Below are 13,454 nucleotides of genomic sequence, written 5' to 3'. Positions count from 1 at the left end.
CCCCCCCCCCCCCCCCCCCCGCCCAGCCAGTCCCACAGGTTGCTGTAGGGGACGGCGTCGATCTTGCCCAGCTCGACGGTGAACGCGACGTCCTCGGCGGTGAGCGCCTCGCCGTCGGACCACTCGACGCCGTCGCGGACGGTCAGGCTGTAGCTGTCCTCGCCGGTCCACTCGCCCTTCTCGGCCAGCCAGGGCCGGTACTCGTCCTCCATGGGGTCGTAGAGGAACAGCGGCTCGTACACGTAGCCGACGGTTCCGGTGGCGTACTGCGACTTGGCCAGAGGGTTCCAGGTGGAGGGCGGCCCCCATTGCGTGCCGCTGGTGTAGAGGGTCTGCGCGCGCGGGTATCCGCCGCCCGCGCCGTCGGAGCCGGAGGAGCAGGAGGCGGCCGCCAGGGCGACGGCCGCGAGGGCGGCGGGGAGGGCTCGTGGTCGGGATGCCATACGGTGTTCCCCCTTCCGCGCCGGAGGGCGGCGCGAAGGTCGCTGACCGGTAACTTAAGCGGGTAAGTTCATGGCAAGGGAACACGGCCGACCTCGGCGCGTCAACACAGGGAAAGAAATGCGTTATCCCCCTGTAACAGGGGTGGCTGACGCGCAGCAGGTCGTGAAGGATTGACTCTTAAGCGATTCAGTGATCGCCTGTACGGGGTCGGGCGGGCACGCGGCGGCGCGCTTACCATCAGGGCATCCGGGGCGAACGAAGAACAGCGGGGGCAGGATGAAGCGGCCGACCATCGCCGATATCGCGCGGGCGACCGGTGTCTCCACCGGCGCGGTCTCCTACGCGCTCAACGGCCGCCCGGGGGTCTCCGAACCCACGCGGCGCCGCATCCTCGACGCCGCGGCGCAGATGGGGTGGGCCCCCAGCAACACGGCGCGCGCGCTCGCCGAGGGGAGGGTCGGCGCCTTCGGGCTCATCATCGACCGTCCCGCGCCGATGCTCGGGGTCGAGTCGTTCTTCATGCGCTTCATCGCGGGTATCGAGTCGGAGCTGGCCGACACGCGCACCGAGCTGCTGCTCCGCGTGACCGAGGCCCCCGAGGCCGAGATGGAGGCCTACCGCCGGTGGTCGGCCGAGCGGCGGGTGGACGGGGTGCTCATCGTGGACCTGCGCCGCGACGACCCGCGGGTGCGCCTCGTCCAGGAGGTCGGCCTGCCGGCGGTCGTCGTGGGCGGCCCCGGCGGCGCCGCGGGCCTGCCCTGCCTGCACTCCAACGACGCCGAGGCCACCGCCGAGGTGGTGGGGTACCTGGCGGCCCTGGGCCACCGCAGGATCGCGCGGGTGGCCGGCCCCGAAGGGCTGGTGCACACCGGGACGCGCACCGCCGCGTTCACCGAGGCCGTGCACGCCGCCGGGGGCGAGCCCCGCATCGTGCACGCCGACTACACCGCCGACTCCGGGGCCCGCGCCACCCGGCGGCTGCTCGCCGAGGCGCCGCGCCCGACCGCGGTCGTCTACGACAACGACCTGATGGCGGTCACCGGCCTGGGGGTGGCCCGCGAGATGGGGGTCGCGGTCCCCGACGACCTGTCCGTGGTGGCCTGGGACGACTCGGTCCTGTGCCGTGCGGTGCGGCCCGCGCTGACGGCCGTCGGGCGCGACGTCGCCGACCACGGGCGCCGGGCGGCGCGGATGCTGGAGGGCCAGGTCTGCGGCGCGGAGCCGCGGGACGCGCCCACGGCTCCGGCGGAGTTCATCCCGCGGGAGAGCACGGGACGGGCCCCGGGTCAGCGCCCGTAGACGGACGCCTCCTCGGCGGTCTCGGCGATGCCGTTCTCCCCGTTGAAGATGCGTTCGCCCCACGGCGTGAGGCGCTGGGCGTCGAACCCTTCGACCATGTCGAGGTATTCGACGCCGCCGCTGTTGCCGCTCCAGGACCAGCCGAGGTAGCCGATGCCGCGCGCTTCGGCCTCGGCGAGGATCGCGTCCTCGTCGGGGTCGCCGTCGCTGTGCCGGTGGCCGAACTCCCCGACGATCAGGGGCAGGCCGTTGGCGGCGAAGCCGTCCATGTAGGCGGCGACGTCCGCCCCGTCCTCGTACACGCCGTACATGTGCACCGAGAACACGGTGTTGCCGTCGGGGTCCTCGACCTCCGGCGCCTCTTCGAGCATGATCCGCTGCCAGTCCTGGCCCCAGTTGGGGGCGTCGGCCACGAGCGCGTGGTCGAGCCCCGCCCCGCGCAGGCGCCCGATGGCGGCGCTGGTGTCCTCGGCCCAGCCGGCGTTGGCCTCAGGGGCGTTGCCGTAGGGCTCGTTGCCCAGGTTGATCAGGATGTGGTCCTCCTGGCCGCGCAGGGCCCCGGCGACCCCGATCCAGTAGTCGGCGGCCTGGTCGAGCGTCGCCGCGGCGGGCTCCTCGCCGTAGCCGGTGGTGTCGTGCACCTCCAGCACGCAGATCAGCCGGTTCTCCTTGCACGTGTCGACCACCTCGGCGACCTCGTCCGCGGGGGTGGGGCCCCAGCGCTGCCCGGAGCCCAGGACCACGCGCACGGTGTTGGCGCCCAGCGCCTTGATGTCGGCGAAGGAGCCCGTCTCGTCCGGGTACCAGACGTGGGGGTGGTTGACCCCGCGCATGACGAACGCGCTGCCGTCGGCCTCGTGGAGGCGGCCGTCCCGGACGTGCAGTCCGGTCTCCTGGTGGGGCGGTGCCTGGCCGGCGGCCGCGGTCGCCAGGGCCAGGGCCGCCGTCGTGAATCCGAAGAGTGCCGCTTTGGTGTTCATGCTCGTGACCTCCGAGAGCGGAGACGACTTAAGCGGATAAGCAGCGAAACACGGGCGCAACAGAGCGTCAACGGAGCTTCTCTGAGGGTTTACGCGACCGTGACCGCCGAAGGTGGCGGACGGAGTGGAATGTGCTGGTGAAGCGCTTCATCCCCGCCTTGCGTGTGAAGTGGGCCACAGGCGGGTGCTGCGGGGGTGTGCGGGGCCCGCGCCGTGAGGACGGGCCCCGCACGCTCTTCACTCGAGGGAGAAGGAGCTGAGCCGGACGTCGCCCGTGAAGACCAGGTAGACGTCCTTCCTGCCGCCGGGGACCTTCTTCAGGTCACCGGTGAACTCCTCATAGGAGTAGATGCCGCCGGTCCCACCGATCGACACCTCACCCGCCTTCCTGCCGTCAGGAGCACCGATGCGCACCTCCACCGTGCCCCCACCGCTCGTGGAGGCAGCGCGCGCGGTGAACGTCGACGGCTTCGGCTTCAGGGACGTGCCGTCGAACGCGATCCAGTCCCCGGCCTTCGCCTCCACGGTGTCGCCCTCCACCTTCGTCTCGTCGGCGAGGGCGATCCCCGAGTAGCGGTCGAAGTCGGCGGCGCGGGTCTGCTCGGTCAGATCGCGGGCCGGGATCCGCTCTCCGTCCACGAAGATGCGCGCGCGGTGCCGGACGTCGTCCGCCGAAGCGCCGACCATCAGCTCGTGCTTCGCCTTCTCCACGACCTCCCGGCCCCGTGTCACGTCCCAGAACGCCAGGTCGGACGCGTCGACGGTGAGCTCGGCGGTGACCGTTCCGCCCGCCGGGACGCTCACCCGCGTGTAGTCGCGCAGGCGCTTGAGCGGCTGGTCGGTGCGCGAGTGGAGCTGGCGCGAGTAGAGCTGCACGACCTCCTCGCCGTCGCGGTCGCCGGTGTTGGTGACCGGTACCCGCACCGTCACGGTGCCGTCCGGGCCGACCTTCCTCCGGTCGATCTCCGGCTTCCCGTAGGCGAAGGAGGTGTAGGACAGACCGTGCCCGAAGGGGTACAGCGCCTCGCCCTCGAAGTGGCGGTAGGTGTGCCCGGACTGCCGGACGTCGTAGACGCCCATGTCCGGCAGGTCCCCGGTGGACCGGTACCACGTCTGGGGCAGGCGCCCCCGGGGCTCCTCGTCGCCGTAGAGGACCGCCGCCAGGGCGTTGCCGGTCTCCTGCCCGGCGTGCGAGGTCCACAGCACCGCGGGGACGTTCTCCTCCGCCCAGGGGATCGCCATCGGGTAGCTGCTCTCCACGACCAGGACGGTGCGCGGGTTGGCCTCGGTGACCGCCTCCAGCAGCTCCTGCTGGGCGGGCGGCAGTCCGATCTCCTCGCGGTCGTCGGTCTCGCGGCCGTTGATGAACGGCATGTTCCCCAGGACCACCACGGCCGCGTCGGCGTCCTCGGCCGCCGCCACGGCCTCCTCGGTGCCGCTGGAGAGCACCTCACGATCGAACACCGCCGCGTCCTCGACCGTGTCGGCCGAGACCGACAGGCGCCCGTCGCCGTCGACCGCGATGTACTTGCGGTTCCACTCGTCGTAGCCGGCGTACTTCAGCGCGACGCCGCCGTCGGTCTCCTCGAAGCGGAAGAGCTGCTGCACGAACCATCCGTTGGGCTGGTCCTGGTCGTTGTAGAGCAGGTTCTCCCCGCCCAGGCCGACCACCCTGCCGTTGGCGTCGGTGCGCAGGGTGACCACGCCCTCGCCCCAGTCGAAGACGGTGAGCGCCTGCTCCTCACCGGGCTCCCCGCCGTCCGCGCCGCCGACCCGCAGCACGCCGCCGTCCTCGTCGGAGGAGGCGGTGACGTAGCCGTCCCCGTTGCGCAGCGCGATCCGGTCCGCGCCCTCGCTGACGCCGACCGACCCGGCGCCGCCGAGCCGCTCGGCGACGGCGTCGGCGGGGGTGGAGCGGTAGGGCATGGTGCCGCTGTACCAGTCCTCGTACAGGGTGTCGGCCAGCGGCCCGACCACGGCCACGTCGGTGTCGGCGCCGGGGTCCAGCGGCAGGGCTCCGTCGTTCTGCAGCAGGGTCATCTGGGCCGACGCGGCCTCGCGGGCCAGCTCCCGGTGCTCGGGGGCGTCGATCACGCCGGGGGTGATGCCGGAGTAGGGGACCCGGTCGGGCGGGTCGAACTCGCCGAGGCGGAAGCGCACGGAGAGGATGCGCCCCACCGCCCGGTCCAGGTCCTCCTCGCCGACCAGCCCCCGGTCGAGCGCCTCCTCGAACCGCCCGACGGTGACACCGGAGTCGTCGTCCTGGTCGGTGTAGCTGTCGATGCCAGCCTTGAGCATGGCGGCGTGGGACTCGGCATGGTCGTCGTAGTACTGCTGGCTCTCGACGACGTTGGTCGGGGCGTAGGCGTCGCTGACCACCATGAGGTCCTCGTCGCTCCAGGAGCGCACGTCGTCCAGCAGCGGGGTCAGGTGCGCGGGGCGCCCGTTGACGAGGTTGTAGGAGGCCATCACGCCGGTCGCGTTCCCGGACGCGATCGCGGGCCGGAACGAGGGGTGGACGAACTCGTGCAGCGTGCGCGGGGGCACCGTCACCGAGGTCACGTCGCGCTGTTCCTCGATGCCGTATCCGGCGAAGTGCTTGAGCGACGGAGCCGTTTTCAGGTAGAAGTCGTCGTCGCCGCGGAGGCCGCCTGCGTAGGCGTCCGCCATCGCGCCGACCAGCAGGGGCTCCTCGGAGTAGCCCTCCTCGTTGCGGCCCCAGCGCGGGTCGCGCAGCGGGTCGGCGACCGGGGCCCACACGTTGAGGCCGTGGGCCTCGGGGTCCTGGGCGTGGAAGCCCCGCATCTCGGTACCGGTGACGTCGCCGACGCGTTCGACGAGTCCGGTGTCCCACGTCGCCCCGAGCCCGACGGCCTGCGGGAACACCGTGGCCTCACCGAGCCAGGCGACCCCGTGCAGCGCTTCGCTTCCGGTGCGGAACGGCTCCATCCCCAGCCTGGGGACGGCGGGTTGGTACTGGTGCAGGAGCGAGACCTTCTCATCGGTGGTCAGCCGCCCGAGGAGGTCGTCGACACGCTGCTGGAGGGGAAGGTCGGGATCGCGGAACGGGGGGTCGTCGGCGGCGGCGGGCGCGGCCCCGAGCGGGAGCGCGATCACCGCCGCCGCCAGCGCGGCCGTGAGGCCGCGCGGGCGGGGGATGGAGAGGGCCACAGGACTTCCTCCTTCAGACGGGGGAACGGAGGGGCAGCCGGGCACCGTTTCGGGTCAGTACCGGGGCCCGGTCCAGGGGGGTGGCGAGGCGAAGGGTGCGGCCGCCCGAGTGGACCTCGCCCGTCCACGGGTCGGCCCAGTCGGTTCCGCCGGGCAGGTACACGTCCCGCTCCCGGGCGCCGTACGCGGTGACGGGGGCGACCAGCAGGTCGGGGCCGAACATGAACTGGTCGCCGATGCCCCAGCAGCGGGTGTCGTCCGGGTGGTCGACGAAGAGCGGGCGCATCGGGGGGAGGCCCCGCTCGTGAGCCGTGCGCATCTGCTCCATGACGTAGGGCCGCAGCCGCTCGCGCAGCATGACCAGGTCGCGGAGGAGGTCGTAGACCTCCTCGCCGTAGGACCAGATCTCATTGGGGCCGCCCGACATGGCCGGGTGCAGCTCGTTCCGGAACGGTTCGCGGTAGCCGTGCAGGCGGAACAGGGGGCAGAACACGCCGTACTGGAACCAGCGGACGAGGAGCTCCCGGTACTCGGGGGAGTCCTGGTCCCCGCCGTGGAAGCCCCCGATGTCGGTGGTCCACCAGGGGATGCCGGACAGCGCCGTGTTCAGGCCGGCGCGGATCTGCGCCTGAAGGGAGGCGAACGTCGCGGGGATGTCGCCCGACCAGAGGGCGGCGCCGTAGCGCTGGCTGCCCGCCCATGCCGAGCGGCACAGGGTGACGACCTCGGTCTCGCCCGCCGCGTGCATCCCTTCGTAGAAGCCCCGCGCGTGTTCGGCGGGGTAGATGTTGCCGACCTCGTTCCCCGGGCCGGCGTGGAAGCGCAGGTTCCCCGGGTGGCCGGGCCGGATCTCCGGCTCGCAGGCGTCCAGCCACCACACGCGGACGCCGGCCGCCAGGTAGTTCCGCCGGACCCTGTCCCACAGGTACCGGCGCGCGTCCGGGTTCGTGGCGTCGTAGAAGGACACCTGCACATGGGAGTCGACGCCCTTGTCCGCCCAGTCGGCGTGCACCGGCGGACCCTGCTCGGTGGCGACCAGGTGGCCGGAGCGCATCATCTCCCCGTAGTTCTCACTGAGCGGGCTGACCGACGGCCACACCGACACCATCAGCTCGGTGCCCATCTCGCGCAGCTCCCGCACCATGGCCGCGGGGTCCGGCCACTCCTCAGGGTCGAACCTCCAGTCGCCCAGGTGGGTCCAGTGGAAGAAGTCCGCGACGATCACCGAGAGGGGGACGCCGCGGCGCTTGTACTCGCGCGCGACCTCCAGCAGCTCCTCCTGGGTGCGGTAGCGCAGCTTGCACTGCCAGAAGCCGGAGGCCCACTCGGGGAGCGGTGGTGCGTGTCCGGTCGCGTCGGCGTAGCGGGACAGGATGTCGGCCGGGCGGCCCGCGGTGACCCAGTAGTCGATCTGCCGGGCGCTGTCCGCGACCCATCGTGTGCCGGTCTCGGCCGGCTCGACGCGGCCGATCGCAGGGCTGTTCCAGAGCAGCCCGTACCCGCGGGAGGACACCAGGAAGGGGATGGACACCTCGGCGTTGCGCTGCACGAGGTCGACCACGGAGCCCTTCTGGTCGAACAGGCCGTGGGTGTGCTGGCCCAGGCCGAAGATGCGCTCGCCCTCATAGGCGCGGAAGCGCTGCTCGATGCGGTAGTAGCCGTTCCCGGTGGAGGTGAACACGCGCGGGCCGGGCCACCAGAAATGGGCCCGTTCCTCGGCGAACAGCTCCTCCCCGGTCCCGCCGCGCAGGAAGCGCAGCATCCCCTCGCCGCTCACCTCGACGGTGACGGCGCCGTTGGAGAGCACGGCCCGGTCCTCCTCGACCGCCGCCTCGGCGCCGTGGTCCGGGCGCGGGCCCAGCGCTCCGGGAAGGTCGTCGATCAGGGAGTGCAGGCCGGCCCGGACGCGGACGGCATCGTCGCCCCAGGCCTCGATACGCACGACCTGGTGGCCGCCGCGCCATTCGATTCCCCCGTCGATCTCGTGGAACACGCGCTGTCCTTTCCGTTGGGCGGTTCGGGGTGAGCGGTCCTCAGTCCTTGAGGGCGCCGCCGGTGACCCCGGCGGCGACGTAGCGCTGGGCGACGACGAGCAGGATCGCCGCGGGGACGGACGCGATGACCCCGGTGGCCATGACGCCGTTCCAGTCGGCGGTGTGCGCGCCGATGAAGCGGTAGATGGCGACGGTCACCGGGCGCACCGCGTCGTCGTTGTTGAGGGTGACGGCGAACAGGAAGTCGGCCCAGGCGAACAGGAACGCGAACAGGGCGGAGGTGATCACCGCGTTCCGGCTCACCGGGAGGACGACCGTCACGAGCACCCGGAGGGGGCCTGCGCCGTCGACCTCGGCCGCCTCGGTGAGCGCGCGGGGGATGGTCACCATGAAGGCGCGCAGGATGAGGACCGCGAACGGGACGGCCAGCGTCGAGTCGGCGAGGATCATCGCCGCGTAGGTGTCGAGCAGGCCGGCCGTGTTCATCACCGCGTACAGCGAGTTGGCCATGACGATGCCCGGGATCATCTGCACCAGCAGCAGGGCGAAGAGCACGGTCCGCCCGCCCGGGAGGGGGAACCGGCTCAGCGCATAGGCGGCGGGGACGGCCACGGCGAGCGTCAGCAGGACCGTGCCGACGGCGACGACCGTGCTGTTGAGGAGCGCGCCGCCCTGCCCGTCGACCGCCTCCCGGTACCCCTCGAGCGTTCCGCCCAGGGGGTGCCAGCGCGGCGGTGTCTCCAGCAGCGCCGCCGCCGGCTGGAGGGAGGCGTTCACCATCCAGTACAGGGGGAACAGCAGCACGCCCACGATGAGGACGGCGGCGGCGGTGGTGCGCAGCGACCGGGGCCGGGTCATCGTGCTCCCCCCTCGTCGGCGGTGCGGGCGGAGCGCAGGTAGACCAGGGCGAACGCCAGGGCGATGAGGATGAGGACGTTGCCCGCGGCGGCGCCCGCCCCGAAGTCCAGTTCGGTGAAGGAGAGCTGGTAGGACCAGGTGGTCAGGGTGTGCGAGGCGTTGGCGGGCCCGCCCTGGGTGAGGACCATGATCACGTCGAAGACCTTGAGCGTGTAGACGAGGCCGAGCATCAGCACCACCGCGGTCACCGGCCGCAGCAACGGCCAGGTGACGTGCCGGAAGCGCTGCCAGGGGCCGGCGCCGTCCAGCTCGGCCGCCTCGTAGAGCTGCCGGGGGATGTTCTGCAGGCCGCCGTAGAGGATGACCATGTTGAACGGGATGCCGACCCAGACGTTGGCGGCGGTCACCGACGCCAGGGCCAGGTCGGTGCTGGAGAGCCAGGCGATCCCCGACCCCAGGAACGCCAGGCCGGTCGCCTCCTCCACGGCGCCGCTCAGCCCGAGCAGGGCCTGGTTGAGGACCCCGTACTCCTGGTCGTAGATCCAGCGCCACACGGTCCCCGACACCACCAGCGGCAGCAGCCAGGGCACCAGCAGCAGGGAGCGCAGCAGCCCGTTGAGGGGGAAGCGGCGCTGGAAGAACACGGCCAGGGCCAGGCCGATGCCGAACTGGAAGGCCAGCGAGCCGGCGGTGAACAGGGCGGTGTTGGCGAGGGTCGTGGCGAAGAGCGGGTCGCCCAGCAGGCGGGCGTAGTTCGCCAGGCCCACGAACGGCGCCTCGCCGGTGTAGAAGGACGCGGCGGTGTACTCCCGGACGGACATCCCCGCGTTGGTGGCCAGCGGGTAGCCGAAGAACACGGCGATGTACACCACGAGCGGCGCGAGGAACGCGGCGCCCGTGAGCCTCCGGGAGCGCGCGCCGCTCCGGCGGCGGGTCTGCATGAGGGCCTCCTGGTGGCGTCGGAGCGCGGGGCGCGGGTCAGGAGGCGGGCACGGACTCCTGCGCCTGGGAGAGCGCCTCCTCAGGCGTCGCGTCCCCCGCGAGCACGGCCTGGACGGCGTCGGCGAGGGCTGAGGAGACCGACGGGTAGTCCGCGCCGAGCTCGGCCGTCCGGGAACGGGCGGAGGGCACCGACTCCACGAACGGCGCCATGCCGGGGTCCTCCTCGGCCAGCGCTCCGGCGAGCCCCTCCTTGCCGGGCACATAGGCGTTGAGCTCGGCCCACTCGGTCATGTTGTCGTCGTCGACCAGGCACTGCAGCACCTCGACGGCCTTCGCCTCGCGCTCGCCGCCGCTGCGCGCGACGGCCCACACCTCGCCGCCCATCGGCGTGGCGGGATCGGTCCCGGCCTCGGGCACGGGCAGCGGGACGACTCCGTACTCGACGTCCTCCCCGTCCAGGACCGGGAGCTGCCACGAGCCGTTCACCATCATCGCCGCCCTGCCGCCGACGAACTGGTCCTTCACATCGGCCTGGGACCAGTTGACGGCCGATTGGGAGACCGACCCGTCCTCCACCAGGTCCTGCCACAGCTCCAAGGCCTCCACGGCCTCAGGGGAGTCGACCTGGGTGAGCTCAGCGCCGTTGGACCAGAAGAACGGTTCGAAGGTCCACGTCCCCTCTTCGTGGCCGATCGCGGAGAAGGCCAGGCCGTTGGTATCGCCGTCGGTCAGTTCCCCAGCGGCGGAACGCAGCTCCTCCCAGGTCTCCGGGGGCTCCAGACCCGCCTCGTCCAGCTTCTCGGTGTCGTAGAACAGCGCGAGCCCGTTCACGCCCGTCGCGATGCCGTACAGGGTGCCGTCGTGGGTGCCGGCCTCAAGCACCGAGGGGTAGAAGCCGTCGATGGTCACGCCCGCCTCCTCAAGCGGCACCAGCGCGCCGGTGGCGGCGACCTGGGGGAGGTCGGGGTTGTCGATGAGCATCAGGTCGGGCAGGTCCTGCTGGGACGCGCCCTGGAGCAGGCGCGGCATGAGCTGGTCGCGCGGCAGCTCCTCGCGCTCGACGGTGACGCCGGCCTCGTCGGCGCACGCCTCGAGCATCTCTTCGGTGGCCGTGTTCTGCGGCTCGGCGATGTTGTAGTCGAGCGAGGACAGGGTCGAGGCGTCGCCGTCGCCGCCCCCTCCTCCGCCGGAGCACGCGGCCGCGGCGGTGAGCAGGCCCGCGGCGAGCAGGGCGGGGACGGGGCGCGGGGGTGCGGGACGGGTCACGGGGGCCTCCAGGGAGTCGAATCGCTTCGATGACGCCGTTCGGAATGCGGGTGCCGTTCGTCCGGGGGTGCGCAGGGCGGCCGGGACGGCCGGGGGCGGGAACGGTCGGGAAACGGGAGGTCGGAGCCGACGGGGGATCGGGGCCGGGGAGGGGTCAGGCGCTGGCGCGGCGGGGGGCCGGCGCGGTGCTGGAGCGGTCCACCAGGGTCGGCGGGAGCAGGGTGACGCCCGCGGGGGCGTCGCCGCCGAGGCCGCGTACGGCCAGCTCGACGGCGCGTTCGGCGAGCTCCTCGGCGGGCAGCCCGACCGAGGAGAGCGGGGGAGCGGTGCCCTCGGCGACGTCGTCGGCGCCGATGGCCACCACGGACAGGTCGCCGGGGACCGTGCGGCCTGCCGCGGTCAGGGCGGCGACCAGCGGTTCGGCCGCGGACTCGTTCTGCACCACCAGCCCGGTCACCCCGGGGTGGTCGCGCAGCAGCCGCCGGGCGGCCTGCTCGGCGGCGGTCCGGGTCGGCTCGCAGGGCAGCACGGCCGGCACCTCGGCGCCCCGCTCGCGCGCGGCCTCGCGGAACCCGGCCAGGGTGCGCTCGGCGAAGCCGGTGCGGCGCTCGTAGACGGCCGGCGGCTCCCCGACGAAGGCCAGGCGCCGGTGGCCCAGGTCCGCCAGGTGCCGCGCGCACAGCCGTCCGGCCTCCTGGAAGTCCAGGTCGACGCAGGCCAGGCCGGCGGTGTCGGCGGGCACACCGATGAGCACCGCCGGCAGGCCCAGCTCGCGCAGCACCGGGATGCGGGCGTCGTCGATCTCGACGTCCATCACCACGATCGCGTCGACCATCGACGACCCGGCGACCCGGCGCAGCCCGTCGGCCCCCTCGGCCTGGGTGAGGAGCAGGACGTCGTGGTCGTGCGCGCGGGCCCGGGTCACCACCGACACGGCGAACCGCATCGCGACGGGGACGTGCACGTCGGAGCGCAGGGGCACGACGAGCGCGATGACGTTGGACCGGCTGCTGGCCAGGGCGCGGGCCCCGGCGTGCGGCCGGTAGCCGAGGACGCGGACGCTCTCCAGCACCCTGCGGCGGGTGTCCTCGGAGATGGAGCGCTTGCCGCTGAGGACGTAGGAGACGGTGCTCGGCGAGACCCCGGCGTGCCGGGCGACGTCGGCGATGGACACGGGCACCTCCTCCCCCCTCCTCCGGACGGTGTCGAAGCGCTTCGATGCCCGTGATGTTAACCACGCCACAGTCCGGGGCGCAATGGGGTCTTAGTGCATCATCGGGGCCGCCGGGGCGCCCGGCGCGTCACCGGTACATCACCGGCGCCGCATCGCCACGACCGAGGGATGGGTGCCGAACAGGCTCACCGTGAAGGAGTCGCAGACCCGCAGACCGACCGACTCCGCAATGCGGACGTGCTCGTCGGGGGCGTTCAGCAGCAGCACGGCCAGGCCGTCGTCCGGCTTCAGCACCCGCTGGATCTCTCCGTAGTACCGCTTGGGGCGCCGGGCCAGGGAGCCGTTCGGCTCCACCTGGAGGCCCCAGGGAGGGTTGCCGACGACCCGGTCGACCGTCCCGTCGGGGAGCGGGAGGCGTCCGGCGTCCGCGACCGCGTAGGCGATCGGCGCCTCCTCCGGAGCGCACGCGGCGGAGGAATTGCTCGCGGCCATGGGAAGGGTCGCGGGGTCGCGATCCGTACCGAGGAGGCGCAGCCCGGGGGTCATCAGCTGCGACTCGACAAGGATCGTGCCGGTGCCGCAGGTCGGGTCCAGCACCCGGGCGCCGGGGGCGAGGTCGGCCAGGCGGGCCATTGCCGCCGCGAGCGGCGGGTGGAGCGTTCCGGCCACCGATTCCTGCTTGTAGGCGCGGCGGTGCATCGGCCGGTCGGTGAGCCGCACGGCCAGGGCGGCCTCCGGGCCCTCCAGGGTGACCCGGATCGGGAACGGCTCCCCGTCCTCAGGAGGGCGTCCCTCGCGCCGGGACCGGTAGGGCAGCCCGAGCACCTCGGCCGCCTGGAGCCCGACGGCGTCCTCGATGTCGTAGCGGTTGTAGTTGCGCTTGCCGAGGTAGGAGGCGACTACATCGATGCGCGTCGCCGACGCCGGCCCGCCGCACTGTCCGCGCAGGTCCATAAGGTCGTTCCAGGGCGCGGAGCGCGCGGGCCCGATGAAGCGTTCGAGCTCGGCCTTGGTGTGTCCGACCCCGTCCAGCGTCGCGGCGAGCAGGAAGACGTCGTCCACGGTGCGCAGATCGAGCAGCCGGGCGTCCGGCGCCTCAGAGGCGAACCAGACCTCGCGGTGGCGCAGCCGCTCCACGGTGCCGAACCCGCGCTCCTCGATCTCCCGCGCGGAGACCTCCTCCAGCCCGCGCAGTGTCCGAGCCATCAGCCGTACGCCCAACGTCCGCTCTTCCTCCCACCGTCCCGGAACCACCCAGGAAGAGTACCGACCACGGTGGTCGCACGTGCCCGGCTGACACAGGGGCACGGCGTGCGCGGTCCAGGG

General features: G+C 72.8%; 10 protein-coding genes. 1 reads left to right on the top strand and 9 read right to left on the bottom strand.

Annotated features, from left to right (window positions below; all coding sequences use genetic code 11):
- Window positions 1–443: ABC transporter substrate-binding protein (locus D450_RS0122485; protein WP_026128713.1), on the bottom strand; the 443-nt coding region annotated here is incomplete at its 3' end.
- A gap of 277 nt (window positions 444–720) precedes the next feature.
- Here D450_RS0122485 and D450_RS0122480 point away from each other — a divergent pair.
- Window positions 721–1,743: a LacI family DNA-binding transcriptional regulator gene (locus tag D450_RS0122480; RefSeq protein WP_017540888.1), complete on the top strand. Its 1,023-nt coding sequence runs from the start codon at window positions 721–723 to the stop codon at window positions 1,741–1,743.
- Here the strand turns inward: D450_RS0122480 and D450_RS0122475 are convergent.
- The 8 genes from D450_RS0122475 to D450_RS0122440 form a co-directional block, all read right to left on the bottom strand.
- On the bottom strand, window positions 1,731–2,723 hold the full coding sequence (locus tag D450_RS0122475) for a glycoside hydrolase family 5 protein (protein WP_017540887.1): 993 nt from the start codon (window positions 2,721–2,723) through the stop codon (window positions 1,731–1,733). The genes D450_RS0122480 and D450_RS0122475 overlap by 13 nt on opposite strands.
- Before the next feature lie 237 nt (window positions 2,724–2,960).
- The gene (locus D450_RS0122470) at window positions 2,961–5,894 is read right to left on the bottom strand and encodes a glycoside hydrolase family 3 protein (protein WP_017540886.1); all 2,934 of its coding nucleotides are present in this window, start codon (window positions 5,892–5,894) and stop codon (window positions 2,961–2,963) included.
- 13 nt (window positions 5,895–5,907) lie between these two features.
- Complete coding sequence (locus tag D450_RS0122465) at window positions 5,908–7,887, bottom strand: glycoside hydrolase family 31 protein (protein WP_017540885.1); 1,980 nt, start codon at window positions 7,885–7,887, stop codon at window positions 5,908–5,910.
- A gap of 40 nt (window positions 7,888–7,927) precedes the next feature.
- A complete protein-coding gene (locus D450_RS0122460; RefSeq protein WP_017540884.1) occupies window positions 7,928–8,746 on the bottom strand; it encodes a carbohydrate ABC transporter permease in 819 nt (272 codons plus the stop codon).
- Window positions 8,743–9,687: a carbohydrate ABC transporter permease gene (locus D450_RS0122455; RefSeq protein WP_017540883.1), complete on the bottom strand. Its 945-nt coding sequence runs from the start codon at window positions 9,685–9,687 to the stop codon at window positions 8,743–8,745. The genes D450_RS0122460 and D450_RS0122455 overlap by 4 nt, the downstream gene beginning before the upstream one ends.
- 37 nt (window positions 9,688–9,724) lie before the next feature.
- On the bottom strand, window positions 9,725–10,954 hold the full coding sequence (locus D450_RS0122450; protein WP_017540882.1) for a sugar ABC transporter substrate-binding protein: 1,230 nt from the start codon (window positions 10,952–10,954) through the stop codon (window positions 9,725–9,727).
- Between the two features lie 154 nt (window positions 10,955–11,108).
- On the bottom strand, window positions 11,109–12,128 hold the full coding sequence (locus D450_RS0122445; RefSeq protein ID WP_017540881.1) for a LacI family DNA-binding transcriptional regulator: 1,020 nt from the start codon (window positions 12,126–12,128) through the stop codon (window positions 11,109–11,111).
- A 138-nt stretch (window positions 12,129–12,266) separates the two neighbouring features.
- Window positions 12,267–13,334, bottom strand: coding sequence for a methyltransferase domain-containing protein (locus D450_RS0122440; RefSeq protein WP_017540880.1), 1,068 nt, complete (start codon window positions 13,332–13,334; stop codon window positions 12,267–12,269).
- Between the last annotated feature and the right edge of the window lie 120 nt (window positions 13,335–13,454).

Origin of the sequence: Nocardiopsis halophila DSM 44494, assembly GCF_000341245.1 — a bacterium.
In the GTDB taxonomy this organism is placed as follows: domain Bacteria; phylum Actinomycetota; class Actinomycetes; order Streptosporangiales; family Streptosporangiaceae; genus Nocardiopsis_A; species Nocardiopsis_A halophila.
This window is presented reverse-complemented; position numbering and strand designations above follow the sequence as displayed.

Excerpts from the sequence above, each read along its gene's own strand:
- D450_RS0122480 (WP_017540888.1), top strand. The coding sequence starts at position 721 with ATGAAGCGGCCGACCATCGCCGATATCGCGCGGGCGACCGGTGTCTCC.
- D450_RS0122475 (WP_017540887.1), bottom strand. The coding sequence starts at position 2,723 with ATGAACACCAAAGCGGCACTCTTCGGATTCACGACGGCGGCCCTGGCC.
- D450_RS0122460 (WP_017540884.1), bottom strand. The coding sequence starts at position 8,746 with ATGACCCGGCCCCGGTCGCTGCGCACCACCGCCGCCGCCGTCCTCATC.
- D450_RS0122455 (WP_017540883.1), bottom strand. The coding sequence starts at position 9,687 with ATGCAGACCCGCCGCCGGAGCGGCGCGCGCTCCCGGAGGCTCACGGGC.
- D450_RS0122440 (WP_017540880.1), bottom strand. The coding sequence starts at position 13,334 with ATGGCTCGGACACTGCGCGGGCTGGAGGAGGTCTCCGCGCGGGAGATC.